Raw genomic sequence first — 18,213 nt, forward strand, 5'->3', positions numbered from 1 at the left:
AGGCGATTCTCCGAATCGCCACGGCGAACATGTATGCGGAATTTCTCCCCATGATCGCGCGCTACGGCGTCGATCAGCGGGATTTCATTCTGCTTCCCTACGGCGGGGCGGGGCCGACGCACGCCTTTTTCCTGGCGGAGGAGGTTGGCCTGACACGGCTTTTGATCCCCCGGCCGCCCGGCGCGATGTGCGCCCTCGGGGCGGCCCTGGCCGATTTTCAGATGGATTTTGTGCGGAGTATCCGCTCCATGCTTTCGGACGCCGAGAGCCTGGAGAAGGTGTTCGGCGAACTGGAAGAAGAAGCCGCCTCCTGGCTATCCGCGCAGGAGATCCCGCTGGCGGGCGCCGAATTCGAGCGGAGCGGCGACATGCGCTTCCACGGCCAGTCGTTCGATTTGACCGTCTCCCTCTCCGGCCGGGAGAGCCCCGAAACCTCCTTCCGCCGGAGCTACGAACAGGTTTACGGCTATCAGGACTCGAATTGCCCCATCGAGGTGCTGCAACTCAGGCTCCTGGCCCGGGTGCCGAACCCGCGGCCGAATGTCGAGGCGAACGGCCAGAGCCCTGCGGGAAGCCGGTCTGCACCCGCCGCGGAGCGGCAAATCTTCTACCGCGGCGAAACGATAAAGGTGCCGGTCTACCGGCGCGCCGATCTTCCCCGGGAGGTTCGCCTTCCAGGGCCCGCCGTCGTGACGCAGTACGATACCACCATTTTCATTACGCCGCGTTTTGATTTCTGGACCGACTTCCGGGGGAACATTCGAGCGGAGGCGAAGCGATGAAAACGCCGGAGATGGATCCCATCCTTCTCGAAGTGCTCCGGGCCCAGATGCAGGGGGTCGTCGAGGAAATGGGCGAGATGATGACCCGCTGCGGCCACACAGTCTTCGTCAAGGAGACGCAGGATTTTGTCGTCGCGCTGGTCACCCTGGAGGGGGAAGTCGCCTTCTGCTCCGAGCGGGTCGGCCTCTGGGTCGCCATCGGCCAGAACTACAAGGCGGTGATCGATGCGGGCGGCCCCTATGCGGAGGGGGATGTCTGGATCACCAACGATCCGCACGAGAGCCGGGGGCTGGTCGCCCATCTGCCGGATATCTTCGGGTGGCGGCCCATCTACCACGGCGGCGAGCTGGTCTGCTTCGCGTGCGCGTTTCTCCATTTCACCGACGTGGGCGGGATGGCGCCGGGCTCGGTGGCGCCCCGCGCGGTGGATCTGTTCCAGGAAGGCACGATCATCCCCGTCACCAAGCTTGTCCAGAAGGGGGAAATCCGCGAGGAGATTCTGCGTTTTTTCCTGCGCAACACCCGGACCCCGGAGCGTTGCCGCGGCGATCTGCTTGCCCTGCTGGGAACCTTGCGGCGGGCGGAGGAGCGGCTTCATCATCTGGCCGAGAAATTCGGCTCCGATACCATCCAGCAGGGGCTCTACAAGGTCCTCTCCTACGCCGAGGAACAATCCCGCGCCATCATCCGGGAGATCCCGGACGGGGATCATGTCTTCTGGGACTACATCGAGGGGGATTTCGCGCCCGGCGGAAGGCCGATCCGCATGCGGCTCAATCTTCAGGTGCGCGGCGATGAACTCACGCTCGATTTTACCGGGACGGACCCGCAGGTCTCGGCCGCCTTCAACATCCCGACCTACGGGGATGACAGCCATTATTTGCTCGTTCTGGGTGTGGTGAACTTTTTCCGGACGGTGAAAACCGATCTGGTATACAACTCGGGGCTCGTCCGCCCGGTCAAGGCCCGGAACCCGGTCGGCACGCTCTTGAATCCCGAACCGAACGCCCCCTGCGGGGCGAGACAGGCCACCTTTTTCCGGCTGGCCGACGTGGTGCTCGGCGCCCTTTGCCAGGCGCTGCCGGATCGGCTCCCCGCTGCCGGATGCGGGCAGGGCTCGATCATGCTGGTTTCGACGCCGGAGGTCGCCACCGGCACGCGGGTGGTGAGCATCGTTCAGCCCCTGGTGGGCGGCTCGGGAGCCCGCCCGGCCGAGGATGGCACCGAGGGGGTGGACTTTACCACGGGCTTTTACCGCAACATCCCGAGCGAGGTGCTCGAGTCGGAGACCCCGGTCGTGGTCGAGGAGTATGCCCTGCGCCCCGATTCGGGCGGGGCCGGCCGGCGGCGCGGCGGCTCGGGCCTGAAGTATGCCATGCGTGTACTCTCGCCCGGCTCTATCGTGACCTCTCGCGCACTCGAGCGTTTTTATTTCCAGCCGTGGGGGCGGGAGGGCGGCGCGCCCGGCGCCAACGGAAGGGCGCGGCTCAAGCTGCCGAATGCTCCGCTTCAGGAGATCAAGAAGATTGATGTCCTGGAGCTTCCCGCGAACGCCGTCCTCTTTGTGGAGACGGCCGGCGGCGGCGGGTTCGGCCCGCCCTGGGAGCGTCCCGCGGAAGATGTGCTCCGCGATGTGGAGGATGGGTTCGTCTCTCCTCAGGTGGCGGAGGACGTATACGGAGTGATTCTGAGTGGCGGGTCGGTGGATGCGGCGGCGACCGGAAAGCGGCGCGCCGGGATGCTGGCCCAGTCGAACGGTTTTGGGCGGTTTTCATTCGGCGAGGCAAGGGAGCGCTACGAGTCGGTCTGGCCGGATGCGCTTCAGCTGGCCGTCAACGGGGCGACTGAGGGCCTTCCGGCCACCATTCGCGAGCATGTCCGGCTGGAGATGCTGCGCCGCATCGAGGAGAATGATGAGCTGAGAAAAGGCGCGGACCTGGCTGCGTTGCGCGCGCTTTCGGCCGAAATCCTGGAAAGCCTGAAGCCCTCCGGCGAAAGTATCGCCTAGCCTGCTTCATTGCGGCCGCTCCGGGTGCCAGTGCTTCACATGGCCCCGGCTTATTTTATAAAGAGTGCTTCCAGGCCCGGTCCGGAGGCAGCTTTTGATCTGTCATCTCTTTCCCTTTGCGGCAGCGCGCGTCTTTGCTTTCGCCAATCTCACATTCCGGATTTCTTCAAAATCCCGGTAGAGAAGAGAAAGATCGTCTTCAATCATCCCCCGCGCCACTGCTTTCTGGATGAAGTCGAAGGTCAGCTCGCCGAGGCTAACATCCGCCCCGTGCTTTTTGCCCAGCTTCACGGCGAGGCCCACGTCCTTGTGCAGGTTGTAGATGCGTGCCTTGGCGTTCCACTTGCCGGAGAGAATGTTCTCCGGAAATCGGAAACGGCTCGCGTAGCTGTAAGCGGTCGAGACGTTGAAGACATCAATCATGTCCTCGACCCGCATCCCCATCCGTTCGATGAGCTGCGCCCCCTGGCAGGTCGCAAGGAAAATGGAATGAAGTACCATGTTGTGCACCAGCTTCATAGTGTGTCCCGCGCCGGTGGGGCCGAGATGGAAGGTCTTGTCCACGAAGGGGTTGAGGTATTTGCGCGTTTTGCGGATGACTTTCTCATCTCCGCCCATCATCAGGGTCAGTTTGCCGGCCAGGATGCCGGAGGGGCCGCCGCTCATCCCGGCGTCCACGTAGGCGATGCCTTTTTTTTCCGCCCGGCGGGCCAGCTTCTTGGTCTCGGCCGGATCGGAGGAAGTCAGATCGTAGAGTACCAATCCCTTGCGTGCGCTCTGCAGGATGCCGTCGTTCCCCTTGAGGCAGTCGGCGATCTCGGCGGAGGAGGGCACGACGAAAAAAATAATGCGGCACGCCCTGGCCATTTCGCCGGGGGTGGCGATCCGCACATTTTTCTTTTTTTCGTGGGCTTTCCGGATCTCCGGCACCGTCTCCCAGACGGCGATCGGGATATTGGCTTTCATGAAGCGCTGGGCGACAGGACCGCCCATCCGGCCGAGGCCGATGATTCCGACTTCCTCCGTTTTTTTCATCTGCATCCTTTCACGCGGAACGGGGGCGCCCCCTGTGTTGTGGACAGTCTCCTGGCGGGTGTTTATATTGGCCCTACTTTACATGAAAAACCGACGAAATGTATCCGTTTGTCCAAGGACAGGAGGCGAATCATGCCGAAGAAAGTAGAGCACCTTCATTGGCCCGACGCACCGGATGTCTGGCTGCCCTATGCGCCGCTCATCAAGGTGACGGGTGGAAATACCGTCTATCTTGCCGGGATGACGGCGGCCCCGCTTTACCATTCCCATCCCCATATTCCGGCGGAGTTCGACGCCATGCCGATGGACATGGAGGGGCAGGCCCGGGAGATCATCGAAAAGAGGCAGAAGAGCCTGAACTGCGTCGGTGCAACGCTGGCGGATGTGGTCTCGGTGACCCGCTATCTGACCGACATGCGTATGCAGGATGATCTCAACAAGGTATGGGGAGAATTTTTCGGGAAGACCAAGCCCGGCACAACGACCGTCCAGGTAGTCCGCCTGGCGACGGACCCCCGGTGCCTGCTCGAGCTGACGGCCGTGGCGGTGATCGACTAGCGCGCTCCAGGAGCCGTTATACGTCTTCGGGAGAAACCACGGCCGCCGACGAATGGGCCTTGATCTCGCGCGAGGGCGCACCGCCCTTGATGTTTCTCCCCGTCGGATTCCAGGCGCAGATCAGCTCCGGGTTGGTCCAAACGGTCCGGTATTCGGCGGGAACAAACATCTCGACGAAGATCAGGTCTTCATCGCCGGTATTGATGAAGTAGTGGCGCTCAAACTCGTAGTTGTAGATGACGTGCCCGGCGCGCATCTGAATCGGGTTTTCGTTCGCGAGAAGGGTGCCGGACCCCTGGATGATGTACTGGAAATGCTCCGCGCCCTCGTGGTGGTGGTTCGAGGCCTCCGTCCCCGGGGGATAGATAATCAGCTCCCCCTTGAGGGATTTTGTTCCGAATAGCTTTGGCGTGACGAAATAGATCCGCTTGCGAGCGTCGTGCTCGGAACGGAGAACGGGCTCCAGGGACCAGTCCACGCAGCGGAAGGTGGGGGGGCGGGCGGTGAATTTCGCATCGAAGCGGCCGGCATCGGGCACTTCGAGATAAAGGACAAGCGCGCCCTCCTTCGTTTCGAGTTTTCCCGAGAAACCGGGGGGCAAAAAACAAATGTGGGTGTCTGAAAGAGCATGGTCGCCCGCGGTACCGGTGAGGCGGGCTCTGCCTTCGAGAATCTGGAGCCAGGCGATGCTGGTTGCGGCCACCTCGAGATGCATCCAGCTTCCGGCCTCCAGCTTCAGGCGGCCGAGCTGCATCCAGTCGCTGCCGGTGCGCTCCAGGTTGAGGAGCGATTTCCGGGAAACGCCATCCGAAACAGCGTCAACAGAGGCGTCGTCTTGATGGAAAATAAGGGGCATGGTCTCTCCTCCTTTTTTCTCTACTTCAGCGTTCCGTTGATGACGTAGTTCAGGATGCGGACGATCTGATCCGGAGTTCGGGTGACGGCCAGGGCAGCGGCGTCCACTTCTTTCAGCGCGTGCGCATGGCCCTCGTCGTGCATGATAATGAGAGGCTTGCCCAGAGCGGCCGCGTAGCCGGCGTCGAAGGCCGCGTTCCATTGCTTGTATTTTTCGCCGAAGCGCACCACCACGATGTCGGATTTCTCGAGAAGAGTGCGGGTGCGGATGGCGTTGACGCTGGCGCCCTTGTGGTCCTTCCAGAAGGAGTCGGATTCGCTTCCGAGGATTTCCACGCCGCAGTTGTCGCTGGCGTCGTGGTCGGTGACCGCAGCGGCGAACTCGACCGGAAGTCCCGCTTTCTTGACGCCACTCGTCAGCTGATCGCGCCAGTCCGTATGCACCTCGCCCGAAAGATAGACTCTCCAAGTCTGATTCGACATCCTCGTTGCTCCTCCATCTTCAGGCGGAAAGCCGCCCGCGCGGATGCCCAGTTGTCCTTGCGGGAATGTATTTTAGCGCATCTGCGGAGCGTTGGCACCAGCGGCGATCAAAAGCCCTTGGAGAGTGCCAGACCGAAAAAAATCGCCATGAGGCCGATGACGGCGTTCACCGTGTTCGTGATGGAAAGCGTGCGGATGAGGCCGAGTCTATCCTCGAGTGTCGTGGAAAGCGGCTTGCCGTTTCCGGCGGGCCCCGTTCCACGCGTCAGCCGCAAGCCGATGGCAAAGAACTGGAAGCTCATTCCCATCACCAGGGCGAATACCGCGAGGAGCTTGAGGCCGAGCGGCACGAATATCCGGCCGAAATTCGCGCCCATCGCCGCCTTCAGTCCGGTCAGGTACCAGGCGCCGGTCAGGATCAGGGCGCCCATGCAGATAAGGCTGAAGGGGTGATAAAAGCGGAGAAGGGCGGAGACCTCTCCCGAAAACTCTTCGGGGGTGAGCCTTCTCTTGAGGTTGGCGAGCAGGATCCCGAAAAACACCATCCCGCCCTCGAAGAGGCAGGCGGCAAGAATGTGTCCGTACAAAATCCAGAAATCGCTTCGCGCCATGCGCCCTCCGGGTAATTTCCGTGCAAAAGGCGGACGCGGGAGAATGCCGTTCATTCCGTCCGCGCTCGGGGATTTTTTTATCTGAAAAAGCAGTCTCGCTAGCTGACCTTCTTCCCTTTCGGGAAAAACTTGTCGTACAGCTCGGGCCGCTGCCACTGGGAGAGGAGACCGGCCTTGGTGGCGTTTTTCGTGGAAGAGTTGGGCTGGTCGGTTTCCTCGCGGAGCTGCCGGATCCGGCCCAGGTCGATGTCCACGATGAACATGCCGGCCTTCGTGCTCTCGAAGACGACCTCCTCGGGGGTGGCCACCATCGCGAGGCCCCGATCTTCGGGGGTGAACAGATTCTGCGTTGTCACGACGACGGCGAGATTCTCGATCGCCCGCGCCCAGATGAGGTTCCTCCAGGTGGCCCAGAGTTTCTGCTTGTCTGTCCCGCCGGGCAGGAAGATCAGCTCCGCTCCACGGAGGGAGAGCGCCCGCGCGACCTCGGGCATGTAGACCTCGCTGCACATGGCGAGACCCACCTGCGCATGTGATGTTTCGAAAACAGGGTATTCATCGCCCGCCACGTACATGAAGTCCCAGGCCGGCCCGCCGGTGTAGATCCAGGGGCCGGGGGGATGGGTGCGCCGGTACTTGCTGGGGGTTCCGCCGGTCGGCCGGGCGAGCATGAGGAGGTTGTAGGCGGTCCGCTCCGCGTCGTTGATGGGCTCGATCGTGCCGTACTGAACGTAGATGCCGCAGCGCTTGGCGGCCTCGATCATCGTTTCATGCGGATCGAAGGTGGCGGGCATGCGCCAGGGGCCGGGATAGGACTCGGGGAAGGCGACGAATTCCGCCCCCTGGGCCGCGGCTTCCTCGACGTATTTGACGGCGTCGGCCACGTTTCTTTCATCGTCCGGCGGCTTGTGCGAGAGCGGCTGAACGAGCGCGATTCGAAAGCTCATGGGATTTTCTCCTGCCAGGTGTTATCGATCCGAGAACAGGGTACCGCCTGCCGCCCAGGAGTCTCCGTCAATATCATGAAAAATGACCGTGATGATTGCTTTTGGAGATCCCGCATTCTTGTGAATCGTTTCCGTGATGTCTTGGGCAATGGCTTTTTTCTGTTCCTTGCTCCGTCCTTCGATCAAGCTGACGTGCACAACCGGCATGATGGCGCTCTCCCGTTGAGGATGTGGTTCGGGCCGGGGCTAGTTGTCCTTTGGTTCCGCCGCCAGAACCGCCTTGGAAGCATGATCGTGGAATGGCTCGAAATTCTTCCGGAAAAGGCCGGAAAGCTGTTTCGCCATCTCGTCGTAGCGCTTCTTGTTTTTCCAGGTGTTCCTCGGCATGAGAATTTTCGAGGGGACACCCGGAACCCTTGTCGGGGTCTGCAGGCCGAAGAAGGGAATCGTCTGCGTCGGAACCTTGGCGAGCTGGCCGCTGGTGGCGGCGGTGAGCATCTCGCGGGTGTATTTCAGGGGAATGCGATCCACCTCGCCGGCGGGGCCGCCGCTCGCCCCGGTGTTGACGAGCCAGACCTGGGCCCTGTGTTTCTTGACCTTATCCCGGAGCATCTCCGCGTACTTTGTCGGGTGGTGGGCGAGGAAGGGGGCGCCGAAGCAGGTGCTGAAGGTGGCTTCAGGCTCGGTGACTCCGGCCTCGGTGCCCGCCACCTTGGCCGTGTAGCCCGAGAGGAAATGGTAGACGGCCTGATCGTGGGTCAGCTTGCTGATGGGGGGCAGGACGCCAAAAGCGTCATATGTCAAGAAGAAAACGTTTTTGGGGTGGCCGCCCATCCCGGAGAGAACGCAATTGTCGATGAAGTCCACGGGGTAGGTGGCCCGGGTATTTTCCGTGATCGAAATGTCGGTGTAGTCGATCTCGCGTGTCTCGGGATCCACGATGACGTTTTCGAGGACCGACCCGAACCGGATGGCGTTCCATATCTGAGGTTCGCCTTCCTTGGAGAGGTTCACGGTTTTCGCGTAGCACCCGCCCTCGAAGTTGAATACCCCTTTGTCGGACCAGCCGGTTTCATCGTCCCCGATCAGACGCCGCTTCGGATCGGCCGAGAGCGTGGTCTTGCCGGTTCCCGAGAGGCCGAAGAAAAGGGCCGTATCTCCCTTTTCTCCCATATTGGCCGAGCAGTGCATTGCGCAGACGCCTTTTTTCGGCAACAGGTAGTTCATGATAAAGAAGGCGGACTTCTTCATCTCGCCTGCGTACTCGGAGCCGCCGACGAGCCCCGTTTTTTTCTCGAAATTGACCAGGGTGAAGTTGTTCTGTCGAAGGCCGTCCTTCGGCCCGGCGCCCAGATAGCGCCCCGTGTTGATCACCGTGAACTGCGGTTTGTGGTTGAGCAGCTCCTTGGGGGTCGGCCGGATGAAAAGGGTGCGGCAAAAGAGGGAATGCCAGGCAAGCTCCGAAATCACCCGCACCGGCATCTTGTAGCGGGGATCGCTCCCGACGTATCCGTCGAATATAAAAAAATCGCGGCCCTTCAGGTAGTCGGTGACCTGGTCGTGAACGCGGTCCCAGTTCTTCGGCGAGATTTTCTGATTGATGGGGCCCCACCAGATATCATCCGTCGAGGGTTTTTGATCGACGGTGAATTTGTCCTTCGGGGAGCGACCCGAAAATTTACCGGTGTGGACGGTGATGGCGCCGTTCGTCGCGAGATAACCCTCTCCCCGGGCAACCGACATCTCGATCAGGGTGGAGGTGGGGAGGTTCCGGTAGACGTTTCCGTAGTTGCTCAGGCCGTACGCATGAAGCCCGTAAGGATCTCCCGTTGATCGCTTCGTGGAGGACTTTTTGCCTCCTGCGGTCCTGGCCATTCGTTCTTGCCTCCATCTGTCTCAGAATCGGTCCGGGCGGTTCGGAGCAGGCTGGCGACGAAGGTCATCTGCTCCATGTCGTGAAAAAGCAATCTTCAAGCGGCCGATACGTTCGAAAAAACTATGCCCCCAGCGGGGGGGAAGGTCAACCGGGGGCCCTGCCGAAAAGGAAGAGGCCAAGCATCTGTTTTCGGACGTTTTCGGTGGGATGCCCCGCTCCGGGCCGGGGGCTCAGCCGCTCCGGCCGGATAGCGCAGCGGACCGGTAAAAGGGGAGTTCCGCAACGCATCCGGCGAGTTCCGAATCGTTGAAGCGGATCGTCACTTCGGTTCCGGCCGCCATGGCATTCCGGTGGAGGTAGGAGAGGGAAATGATCTTGCCGAGTGTCGGGGAATGGGCCGCCCGCGTCAGCGTGCCGACCTCATCGCCGTCTTTCCAGATTTTCGCCCCGTTCGGGGGGAGAATTTCTCCCTCGATCCGGATTCCGGCGAGGCCCCGGTTCACTTGTCCGAGATACTTGATTTTGGCGATGACCTCCTGGCCGACGTAGCACCCCTTGCCGAAATCGATGGCCCGGGTTTCGAGGCCGGCCTGCATCGGATTCACGGTCCCGTCCATGTCGATTCCGAACAGCGGAACACCCGCTTCAAGAGACAAGGAACCGAAGGCGGTCAGCCCGGCGGGCACGGCGCCGTTTTCCACCAGGCGCTCCCAGTGGGCCCGTGTCTCACCATGGGGCGCGATGAGAAAAAAGCCCTCCTCGCCCGTCCAGAGCTCGCGGGCAATCAACGTGCCGCCTGAGGGGCAATGGCTGTGCTCGGCCGCATCCGGCGCGGGCAGGCCGGCTTGCGCAAGGCAAGCCCGCGCCTTCGGGCCGGAAAGAGCGATGGCGCACAACGCCCCGGTCAGATCCTCGACCTCCACCTGATCCATGATGATGTAGTGGCCGATGGCTTCCATGAAGGCCGGAGCGGCGCCCGGGGCCAGCTCCGCGAGGAAGCCGCTCTCAGTCCGGTACAACGTGAGGTCGGCGATCAGTTTCCCCTGGCGGGTGAGAAAGGTGCCGTATCTTCCCTCGCCGGGCCGGAGGCCCACCACCTGGCTGGAGAGCATGTTGTGAAGAAACGATTCGGCATCCGGCCCGGAGAAGCGGACGATCCCCCGGTGGGAGAGGTCAATGAGCGCCGCGCCCTCGCGGCCGGCCCGGTGCTCGGCGCCGGGGTCGCCGAAGTCGGCGGGCATTTTCCACCCGGCCTCTTCGATGAAACGGGCGCCGCGCGCTTCGTGAAGCTCCATCAACGGTGATTCAGGCATCGGCCCCTCTGTCCCTCGGTCGTGTCGGCGGCACCGGGAGATGGGGGGGCATGTCCCCCGGCAGTGGCACTCCCGCATGCAATCTCTCCCGTCCCGGTATATTCTATGCCTTCGGGCCGTTTGAAAAAAGTATATGCGCTTTGCCGAATTGTGCGTTGCGGGCTTGCCGGAAGGCCGCAGAGCGAAGGTGGGGTCCGCCCTCGGGCGGAGAAGGAGAGGGAAAATGGGAGAGAAGCTTGGTTTCATCGGTCTGGGGAAGATGGGAACTCCCCTGACGCAGAACCTCATGAAGGATGGCCATGAGGTGTGCGGATACGACATTGACCCGGCGCGCATGGAAGAGCTCAAGGCGGCTGGCGGGACGCCGATGCCCTCCGCCAAGGAGGTGGCGGGAGCGGCGGATATCACGTTCTCGATGCTGCTCAAGCCCGGTCACATCGAGGAGAACACCATCGGACCGAGGGGCATCGCCGCGGCGGGGAAGAAGAGCCACATCCACGTCGAGATGAGCACCATGTATCCCACCTGGCAAAAGGAGCTGGCCGGAAAACTGGCGGCGAAGGGTATTGATATGCTCGATGCGCCGGTCTCGGGATCGGTGGACCAGGTGCACGCCCGGACGCTCGCCTACATGGTGGGCGGGAAGCGGGAGGTTTTCGATCGGGTCAGGCCGGTCATCGCGCCGCTTGCCCGCAAGACCACCTACACCGGAGAGAGCGGCACGGGGGCGACGATGAAGCTGGTGACGAATCTTTTCGTCAACGCCGGTGTGGCGCTGTTGACCGAGAGCATGCTCCTCGGCGAGCGATCGGGGATCGCGCACGAAACCATCCTGGAGGTCCTTCGCTCGGGAACGGTGGGAGGGAACCTGCTCGAGCTGGCCGGCCCGCGGATTCTCGCCCGCGATTTTGTTCCCCAGGGGGCGGTCGAGATATTCGTCAAGGACATGGGAATGGCGATCGATCTCGCCCAGGAGCGCGGGTTCGAGCTCCAGGTGGTGAAGGCGGCCCGGGAGATGTTCATCCGGGCCCAGGAGGCCGGCTGGGCGAAGGATGACGCCATCCGGGTGATCGAAGTGTACGAGGGAAAGGACAAATAAGGAGTTTTGCCCGATGGGTGAGAATCTCGGTTTCATCGGACTCGGAAAGATGGGAACGCCCCTGACCCGGAACCTCATGGCGGACGGCCACAAGGTGTCCGGCTATGACGTTGACCCGGCGCGCATGAAAATGCTCGAGGAGGCCGGCGGTCATCCGGCGTCATCGGCCAAAGAGGTGGCCGGGCGCGCGGATGTGGTCTTCACCATGTTGCTCAAGCCCGGGCACATCGAGGAGAACACGATCGGCCCGAAGGGCATCGCCGCCGCAGGAAAGAAGGGGCTGATTCTCATCGAGATGAGCACGATGAACCCCAACTGGTCGCGCGGGCTGGCCGAGAAGCTGGCTGGCCGGGGGATCACCATGCTCGATGCCCCGGTCTCGGGGACGGTTCCGCATGTGGAATCGCGGACTCTGGCCTACATGGTGGGCGGCGAGAAGGCGGCCTATGAGCGGATTTTGCCCATCATCTCGCCGCTGGCGAAGAGCGTCATCCATACGGGCGGGAACGGCACGGGGTGCTCGATGAAGCTGGTGACGAACCTGATCGTGAATGCGGGCGTGGCGCTTTTAGCCGAGGGACTGCTGCTCGGGGAGCGCTCGGGGCTCTCGGCCGAGACGATCATGAGCTGCCTTCGCTCGGGGGCGGCGGCGAGCCATGTCCTGGAATTGAAGGGCGAGAAGATCCTGGGGCGGGATTTCACGCCGCACGCATCGGTGGGTATTTACGTCAAAGACCTTGGGCTTTGCGTCGAACTGGCCGAGGAGATGGGCTTTGATGTCCCGATGACCGCCGCTGGGCTGGGGATGTTCCAGCGGTCCGAAGCGGCGGGCTGGAAGGAAGACGACTGCGCCCGGGTCATCGAGGCCTATGAGGGGAAGGACAGGTAGTTTCTCTGTGGATGGAATAGGAGAAACTTTTGTTTCGTTATTTCAGGGGAGGCGAAGATGGAGTTGAAGCGGTTGTTGGTTGTGGCGATTGCGGGGTTTCTGGCGACCTACGCCCATTTGCTTTTTGCGCTCATCGGCGATCGGTTTGGCTTGGCAAAGCTGGATTTTGCGCGCGGGTTGGGCGGTCTTTTCTTCGGGGGCTCCTATGGGTTGGGGCTTGCGGCGGTCCACCTGAACGGGATTGTGTTCGCCCTCGTCTACGCGGGGCTGATCGGGCCTCTGCTTCCCGGTGCCCTGGTTGTGCGCGGTTTGGTTTACGGAGGGCTTCTTTTTATTTTTTCGCAGTGTTTCTTCAATCCAGCTATCACGGGCCACGGTTTTTTCTCCCGAAAACTTCATCCGAGGGCCTGGATGACGGCCCTGATCGCCCATGGTATTTATGGCGGGCTCTTGGGCTGGATATCGCCTGTCATCGGCTGATTGAACGAATTTATTTGGTTCTTTCGGGAAAAAGGTATAAGATTTGCCCGTCCATTTTTGTTGCCAACGCCCGATTTGCTCCCCAGGCACCTATCCGAGAGCGAATCTCTCTACGAGAGGCCAGATGGCTTTTTTGCGCGCTTTTTCCAGGGTGATTGACGCCATCAACGAACGCGTCGGCCTTGCCACCACCGTCTGCACCCTCCTGATGGTCATCTTCACCGTCATCAATGTTGTCATGCGGTATTTCTTCAGGTCGGGCTGGAACGCGCTGATCGAACTTGGCTGGCACATGTTCGGCCTCGTCTTTCTTCTGGGGGCGGCCTATACCCTGAAGTACAACGGGCACGTCCGCGTCGACATTTTTTACGCAAGGATGAGCAAAAAGGGCAAAGCCTGGATTGATATCATCGGCTCCCTTTTCTTTACGCTTCCCGTTTGCATCCTGATCATCGTGACTTCCATTCCGTTTGCCGGGAGCTCCTGGAAATTCCTGGAAGGCTCGCCCGATCCGGGCGGCCTGCCGGCGCGCTTCATCCTGAAGACAGCGATTCCGGTCGGCTTTTTCCTCGTTGCGCTCCAGGGACTCTCTCTCGCCGCGCGCGCCTACCGCACCTTGAAAGGCGATCCTGACGAAGAGGAGGGGAGTTGATGGAGGATTTTCTCATCCAATACTTTCCCCTTCTGATGTTTGCCGTCCTTTTGCCGATGCTGATGCTCGGCTATCCGGTGGCCTTCACCCTGGGGGCGGTCGGTCTTCTCTTTGGTCTCATGGGCATCGGGTTCGGCCTGATGACCTGGTCGGATTTCAATTTTCTTCCGCTCCGGATATGGGGGGTGGCCAGCAACTTCATTCTCCTGGCCGTCCCGTTATTCGTCTTTATGGGGGTAATGCTGGAAAAGAGCGGCCTCGCCGAGGAACTCCTGGACACGATGGGCCTTGTTTTCGGGAAAATGCGGGGCGGGTTGGCGATATCCGTCGTCGTCGTCGGGGCCCTTCTGGCCGCCTCGACGGGAATCGTCGGGGCGACCGTCGTGACGATGGGGATCATCTCCCTGCCCACTATGCTGCGCCGGGGCTATCAGGCGGAACTCGCCACGGGCACCATCGCAGCTTCCGGAACCCTGGGACAGATCATCCCGCCCTCGATCATACTCGTTCTCCTCGGCGACATCATGGACGTGCCTATCGGCTCGATGTTCATCGGGGCCGTGCTCCCGGGGTTCCTTCTCGTGGGGCTCTACATCACGTGGATTGGCGGCGTCGCACTGTTCAAGCCCGAGGCCGCACCGGCGATTCCGCTCAAGGAGCGGCAGGCGCTGGTCAAGGGCGCGCTGCTGCGCCGTGTCTTTCGGGCCCTCGTTCCGCCTGGCGTGCTGATCGTTCTCGTGCTCGGAAGCATTTTCGCCGGCTGGGCCTCTCCCACCGAGGCGGCGGCCGTCGGCGCCTTCGGCGCCATGCTTATCTCCATGGCCAGCCGAAAATTTTCCTTCAAGATTCTTCAGGAGGTCATGACGGCCTCCCTGACCATCACCTGCATGGTGTTTACCATTCTGGTGGGCGCGGCCGTTTTCGGCTTGGTGTTCCGCCTTCTGAGCGGCGATGTCATTGTGGAAAACATCATGGCGGGCATTCCGTTCGGAAGCGGCGGAGTGCTTTTCGTTATCATGTTGCTCTTCTTCGCCCTCGGCTTTGTCCTGGATTTCATCGAAATCCTTTTTATCATCGTTCCGATCATCAAGCCCATCATTGTGATCCTGGGGATTGACCCGCTCTGGTTTTCGATACTGATCGCCGTCAATCTGCAAACCTCGTTCCTGACGCCGCCGTTCGGGTTCTCGCTGTTCTATCTCAAGGGCGTGGCGCCGCCCGGCGTGACAACCATGCACATTTACAGGGGGATCATCCCGTTCGTGATCATCCAGGTGTTCGGACTTTTAGTAACGGTCATGTTCCCCGAGCTCGTCACCTGGCTGCCGCGGGCCATCGGATGGGGGAATTAGGCAGGCGCGCTCCGCACGGTGAAGTATTGCCCAAAAAGAAGGGGCCCCTCGAAAGGGGCCCCTTTTGTTTGCTTCGCGATGCAGGTGGCGGCTAGGCGCCGACCACCTCCCGCGCCTGCAGATAGGCGGCTTCGCCCACCTTCGTCACGCGGTCCACGTTCTTCTGGAACTTCTTGTAGTCGGCGAAGACCTTCGCGCTCATCTTGTCCTTGGAGGTCAGGTCGGCGAACTCCTCCTGGGAGCCGCGGTAGAAGGCCTTGAGGAGGTCGTCGGACCAGCGGCGAAGCTGGACGCCGTGCTTCGTGACCAGTTCCTGGAGCGCATCGCCGTTCGCCGAATCGAAGCGTCCCAGCGTCCAGACGTTGGCGTCGGCCGCCGCCACGTGCAGGGCGATCTTGTAGCTTTTCGGGAGTTTCTCGTAGGCCTTGATGTTGATGGGAAGTTCGAGAACGGTTCCCGGCTCATGCCAGCCCGGGTAGTAGTAGAACTTGGCCGCCTGGTGCAGCCCTTTCAGCTTGTCGTGGAAGGGTCCGATCCATTCGGTTCCATCGATGTTGCCGCGCTCGAGGTTGGTGAACACCTCAGAGCCGGGGAGGAGGACCGGGGTGGAGCCGAGGCGCGCGATGGCCTTGCCGCCCAGGCCCGGGATGCGGAATTTCAGGCCCTTCAACTGCGCGGGCTCGGTAATCTCTTTCTTCAGCCAGCCGCCCATCTGAACGCCCGTGTTGCCGGCGGGAAGGGAGAAGATGCCGAAGGGCTTGTAGGTTTCGTTCCAGAGCTTCTGGCCGTTTCCGTTCGTGAGCCAGGCGTTCACCTGCTGGGCGTTCATGCCCCAGGGTACGGCGGCGAAGAATTGGGCGGCGGGCACCTTGCCGGCCCAGTAGTAGGACGCGCTGTGGCCCACTTCCGCGGTCCCCTTGGTGACGGCATCGAAAATGCCCAGAGGGGGAACAAGCTGGCCGCCGCCGAACACCTTGATCTGAAAATTGCCATCGGTGAGTTCACTCACGCGGCGTGCGACGAGGTCCGCTGCTTCGCCCACGCCGGGCGCCTTGGGGCTCCAGGTGGTGACCATCTTCCAGCGGACGTGCTTTGCCGCGTGAACCGCCGGAGGTGCCGCCGCCTGGAGAATCCCAGCGATACCGGCCACGCCGGCGCCTGCAATGAAGTTTCTCCTGTCCATGCGTATTCTCCCTATGCCATTGAGAATAGAAGTATTCGCGTTTCGGCTCAGCTTTTTTCAGAAGAAAAAATTTTACCAAAACGCGTCGGAATTGGCTAGACCGCCCGCCGCACAGGACGCCGGCCCCTTGGGTGAGAGAAAAGCGTACAGCGCCCCCCCGGTTATGAATCGGATGAACGTGATTCTAGCAATTTTGCAGGGGGTCATCCAGAGTTAATTTTGGGACCGAATAGAAGTGGACTCAGGGTTTGCCCCGGCAGCGGGGGCTGCGGCCTGAGAGGCGGCAGGCCAAAAACGATCGTGCAGAGGCCGCGAAAGAAAATCCTCATGGATACCGAAATAGAAACCGTAACATATTGTAAAACAGTCTGAAGTGGGATTATCCTAATGTATTTTATCGAATATGTTGAGAGAGTCTTCCCCCCTACATGGAACGGGATTCCAACGCTATTTTCCGCTGTTTTAACCCCCAGAAAGGACCCCAAAAGGGGGGGACGATAAGCTGATAATTCTGATAGATCCGGCCAAATTGCTTGATCAGGTCGCGCTCCTCAAAGTGATTTCCAATCAAGATGTAGCCGGTGACGCAGGCGGCGAAGAGGATATGGAACAGCGTGTAGTCCGGTTGCGCCCACACCCACATGAAAGTCGCCGTGTTCAGCGGATGCCGTACCCAAAGGTAGACGCCTTCCTGGACAGGGGTCTCGGATGGGCGCCCGGGAGTCGCCTCCCTCCGCCACGCCGACGCCAGCTGACACCATCCGGAAAATTCCCCGATTCCGATCCGCCGGAGCGCATCGAACCCAATCAAGAGGGCGGCGCCCTTCACGAGGAAAACAGCCGGAGCGAGCAGGGCGGGGATTTGAAAAAAAACGATATCGCCCGCGAGGTTTCCGGGCTGGAGCCAAAGCCAGCCTACGGCGGCGAGGGAGAGCAAGTTGTAGCTGATGCGGTAGTAGCCGTTGTAGAAAAGTTCCCCGAAAAGCGTGCAGGCGCGCTCTTTCGCCGCACTCCGCGCCAGCAGACTGTGGGCCAGGCCGAAGGCGGCCCAACCGGCACAAATGGCAATGGTCCCGGAAAGAGGTGGGGTCATCCGGTCACCGAAACTAGCTGGCGGCTTTGGCCATCTTCGGGGGCTTGTTCTGCGATGCCCATTCCTGGGCGACCTGGCCGGCGGTGGCGAACCAAACGCCGCCCCTGTCCAGCATGTGGCGAACGAGCCGCCCCAGCATCCGGATCCGGTGGTGCTGACCAATCACCTGGGGGTGGCACATGATGTTGAGGTAGCCGCCATCCTCGTAGGTGCCTTCAAACTCCTCGACCCACATCGAGTAGACCGACTCGGCGTCCCAGATCCCGTGGCCCATCGGCGGGTTCGCGCTGAAGCCGAAATAGATAAAATCGTCGAGCGTCCACTTGGTCGGCAGCTCCACCAAGCCGCAGGGGTGGTAGTAGGGCCAGTCGTCGTCCATCAGGTTCGAGTGATAGATGAGCCCGTGCTTTTTCAGAAGTCCCATGGTGTGCGGACTCGGATCGCATGAGGGTGTGCGCGAGCCGAGTATCTTCTGTCCGGTCATTTTCTTCAGGATACCGAGGGCGAGGACAAGCAGTTCCTCCTCCCTTTCCTTGTCCGCCATCTGGAAAGGCTTTTCGTGCAGGTGGCCGTGGTGGCCGATTTCGTATCCGGCCTTGACGATGGTTTCCGTCATCTTGGGCCACCTCTGCGCGGTCCAGCTCGGGAGGAAGAAAGTGCCCGGAACGCCGTAGTCCTTCAGCATCTTGAGGATCCGCGGGATGCCGACCTTCGGGCCGTACTTTCCCATGGAATCGTGCAGGGGCCGGTGGGCCAGATGCGGGTCGCGGGCTATCCACAAAGACTCGCCGTCCACGTCAAAGGTCAGGCAAACGGCGCATTTGGCTCCATTTTTCCATTTCACTTTCGCCATCGACAATCTCCCCGTCTGGAAAAGGCAACGCAGGGCCTCAGCCCCGATTTTCCGAATCGAAATTCGCCACCTCTAACCGGAATTATGCGGCAACCGAGGCCCTTGCCCCGATTCCGCATCGATTGCCCACAATTCCGACCGCG

General features: G+C 61.2%; 19 protein-coding genes. 8 read left to right on the forward strand and 11 right to left on the reverse strand.

Annotated elements, in window-relative coordinates; genetic code table 11:
• Positions 1-782 (forward strand): hydantoinase/oxoprolinase family protein (locus tag O2807_02290; GenBank protein MDA0999334.1); only part of this gene is annotated, 782 nt, incomplete at its 5' end.
• Entirely contained in the window at positions 779-2,791 is a 2,013-nt protein-coding gene (locus O2807_02295; GenBank protein MDA0999335.1) for a hydantoinase B/oxoprolinase family protein, read from the forward strand. The genes O2807_02290 and O2807_02295, both read left to right, overlap by 4 nt.
• A gap of 102 nt (positions 2,792-2,893) precedes the next feature.
• Here the strand turns inward: O2807_02295 and O2807_02300 are convergent, their stop codons facing one another.
• Positions 2,894-3,826, reverse strand: coding sequence for an NAD(P)-dependent oxidoreductase (locus O2807_02300; GenBank protein MDA0999336.1), 933 nt, complete (start codon positions 3,824-3,826; stop codon positions 2,894-2,896).
• 132 nt (positions 3,827-3,958) lie between these two features.
• Between O2807_02300 and O2807_02305 the strand changes: the two genes are divergently transcribed.
• A complete protein-coding gene (locus O2807_02305; GenBank protein ID MDA0999337.1) occupies positions 3,959-4,384 on the forward strand; it encodes a Rid family hydrolase in 426 nt (141 codons plus the stop codon).
• A 16-nt stretch (positions 4,385-4,400) separates the two neighbouring features.
• Here O2807_02305 and O2807_02310 read toward each other — a convergent pair whose 3' ends face one another.
• From O2807_02310 to O2807_02340, 7 genes are all read right to left on the reverse strand, one after another.
• On the reverse strand, positions 4,401-5,240 hold the full coding sequence (locus O2807_02310) for a cupin domain-containing protein (GenBank protein MDA0999338.1): 840 nt from the start codon (positions 5,238-5,240) through the stop codon (positions 4,401-4,403).
• 20 nt (positions 5,241-5,260) lie between these two features.
• Positions 5,261-5,722, reverse strand: a complete 462-nt coding sequence (locus tag O2807_02315) for a YtoQ family protein (protein ID MDA0999339.1) — start codon at positions 5,720-5,722, stop codon at positions 5,261-5,263.
• Between the two features lie 107 nt (positions 5,723-5,829).
• Positions 5,830-6,333 carry a hypothetical protein gene (locus tag O2807_02320; protein MDA0999340.1) on the reverse strand — a complete coding sequence of 168 codons (504 nt, stop codon included), beginning with the start codon at positions 6,331-6,333 and terminating at the stop codon, positions 5,830-5,832.
• 98 nt (positions 6,334-6,431) lie between these two features.
• Positions 6,432-7,280, reverse strand: a complete 849-nt coding sequence (locus tag O2807_02325; GenBank protein ID MDA0999341.1) for a carbon-nitrogen hydrolase family protein — start codon at positions 7,278-7,280, stop codon at positions 6,432-6,434.
• A gap of 21 nt (positions 7,281-7,301) precedes the next feature.
• Positions 7,302-7,487 (reverse strand): tautomerase family protein, encoded by a 186-nt coding sequence (locus O2807_02330; protein ID MDA0999342.1) that lies wholly within the window; start codon positions 7,485-7,487, stop codon positions 7,302-7,304.
• A gap of 39 nt (positions 7,488-7,526) precedes the next feature.
• Positions 7,527-9,155, reverse strand: coding sequence for a phosphoenolpyruvate carboxykinase (ATP) (pckA, locus tag O2807_02335; protein MDA0999343.1), 1,629 nt, complete (start codon positions 9,153-9,155; stop codon positions 7,527-7,529).
• Between the two features lie 231 nt (positions 9,156-9,386).
• Positions 9,387-10,469, reverse strand: coding sequence for a hypothetical protein (locus tag O2807_02340; GenBank protein ID MDA0999344.1), 1,083 nt, complete (start codon positions 10,467-10,469; stop codon positions 9,387-9,389).
• A gap of 223 nt (positions 10,470-10,692) precedes the next feature.
• On the opposite strand from O2807_02340, the gene O2807_02345 reads away from it, so the two are divergent.
• From O2807_02345 to O2807_02365, 5 genes are all read left to right on the forward strand, one after another.
• Positions 10,693-11,568 carry an NAD(P)-dependent oxidoreductase gene (locus O2807_02345; protein MDA0999345.1) on the forward strand — a complete coding sequence of 292 codons (876 nt, stop codon included), beginning with the start codon at positions 10,693-10,695 and terminating at the stop codon, positions 11,566-11,568.
• A 13-nt stretch (positions 11,569-11,581) separates the two neighbouring features.
• Positions 11,582-12,457 carry an NAD(P)-dependent oxidoreductase gene (locus O2807_02350; GenBank protein MDA0999346.1) on the forward strand — a complete coding sequence of 292 codons (876 nt, stop codon included), beginning with the start codon at positions 11,582-11,584 and terminating at the stop codon, positions 12,455-12,457.
• 57 nt (positions 12,458-12,514) lie between these two features.
• The gene (locus O2807_02355; GenBank protein ID MDA0999347.1) at positions 12,515-12,937 is read left to right on the forward strand and encodes a hypothetical protein; all 423 of its coding nucleotides are present in this window, start codon (positions 12,515-12,517) and stop codon (positions 12,935-12,937) included.
• A gap of 124 nt (positions 12,938-13,061) precedes the next feature.
• On the forward strand, positions 13,062-13,589 hold the full coding sequence (locus tag O2807_02360) for a TRAP transporter small permease subunit (protein MDA0999348.1): 528 nt from the start codon (positions 13,062-13,064) through the stop codon (positions 13,587-13,589).
• Positions 13,589-14,941: a TRAP transporter large permease subunit gene (locus O2807_02365; GenBank protein MDA0999349.1), complete on the forward strand. Its 1,353-nt coding sequence runs from the start codon at positions 13,589-13,591 to the stop codon at positions 14,939-14,941. The genes O2807_02360 and O2807_02365 overlap by 1 nt, the downstream gene beginning before the upstream one ends.
• Before the next feature lie 91 nt (positions 14,942-15,032).
• Here the strand turns inward: O2807_02365 and O2807_02370 are convergent, their stop codons facing one another.
• The 3 genes from O2807_02370 to O2807_02380 all read right to left on the reverse strand — a co-directional run bounded on the left by O2807_02370 (position 15,033) and on the right by O2807_02380 (position 18,070).
• Positions 15,033-16,124: an ABC transporter substrate-binding protein gene (locus O2807_02370; protein MDA0999350.1), complete on the reverse strand. Its 1,092-nt coding sequence runs from the start codon at positions 16,122-16,124 to the stop codon at positions 15,033-15,035.
• 424 nt (positions 16,125-16,548) lie between these two features.
• Positions 16,549-17,217 (reverse strand): hypothetical protein, encoded by a 669-nt coding sequence (locus O2807_02375; protein MDA0999351.1) that lies wholly within the window; start codon positions 17,215-17,217, stop codon positions 16,549-16,551.
• A gap of 13 nt (positions 17,218-17,230) precedes the next feature.
• Positions 17,231-18,070 (reverse strand): polysaccharide deacetylase, encoded by an 840-nt coding sequence (locus O2807_02380; protein ID MDA0999352.1) that lies wholly within the window; start codon positions 18,068-18,070, stop codon positions 17,231-17,233.
• Positions 18,071-18,213 lie beyond the last annotated feature (143 nt).

It is taken from the genome of bacterium, assembly GCA_027622355.1.
GTDB lineage: Bacteria > UBA8248 > UBA8248 > UBA8248 > UBA8248 > JAQBZT01.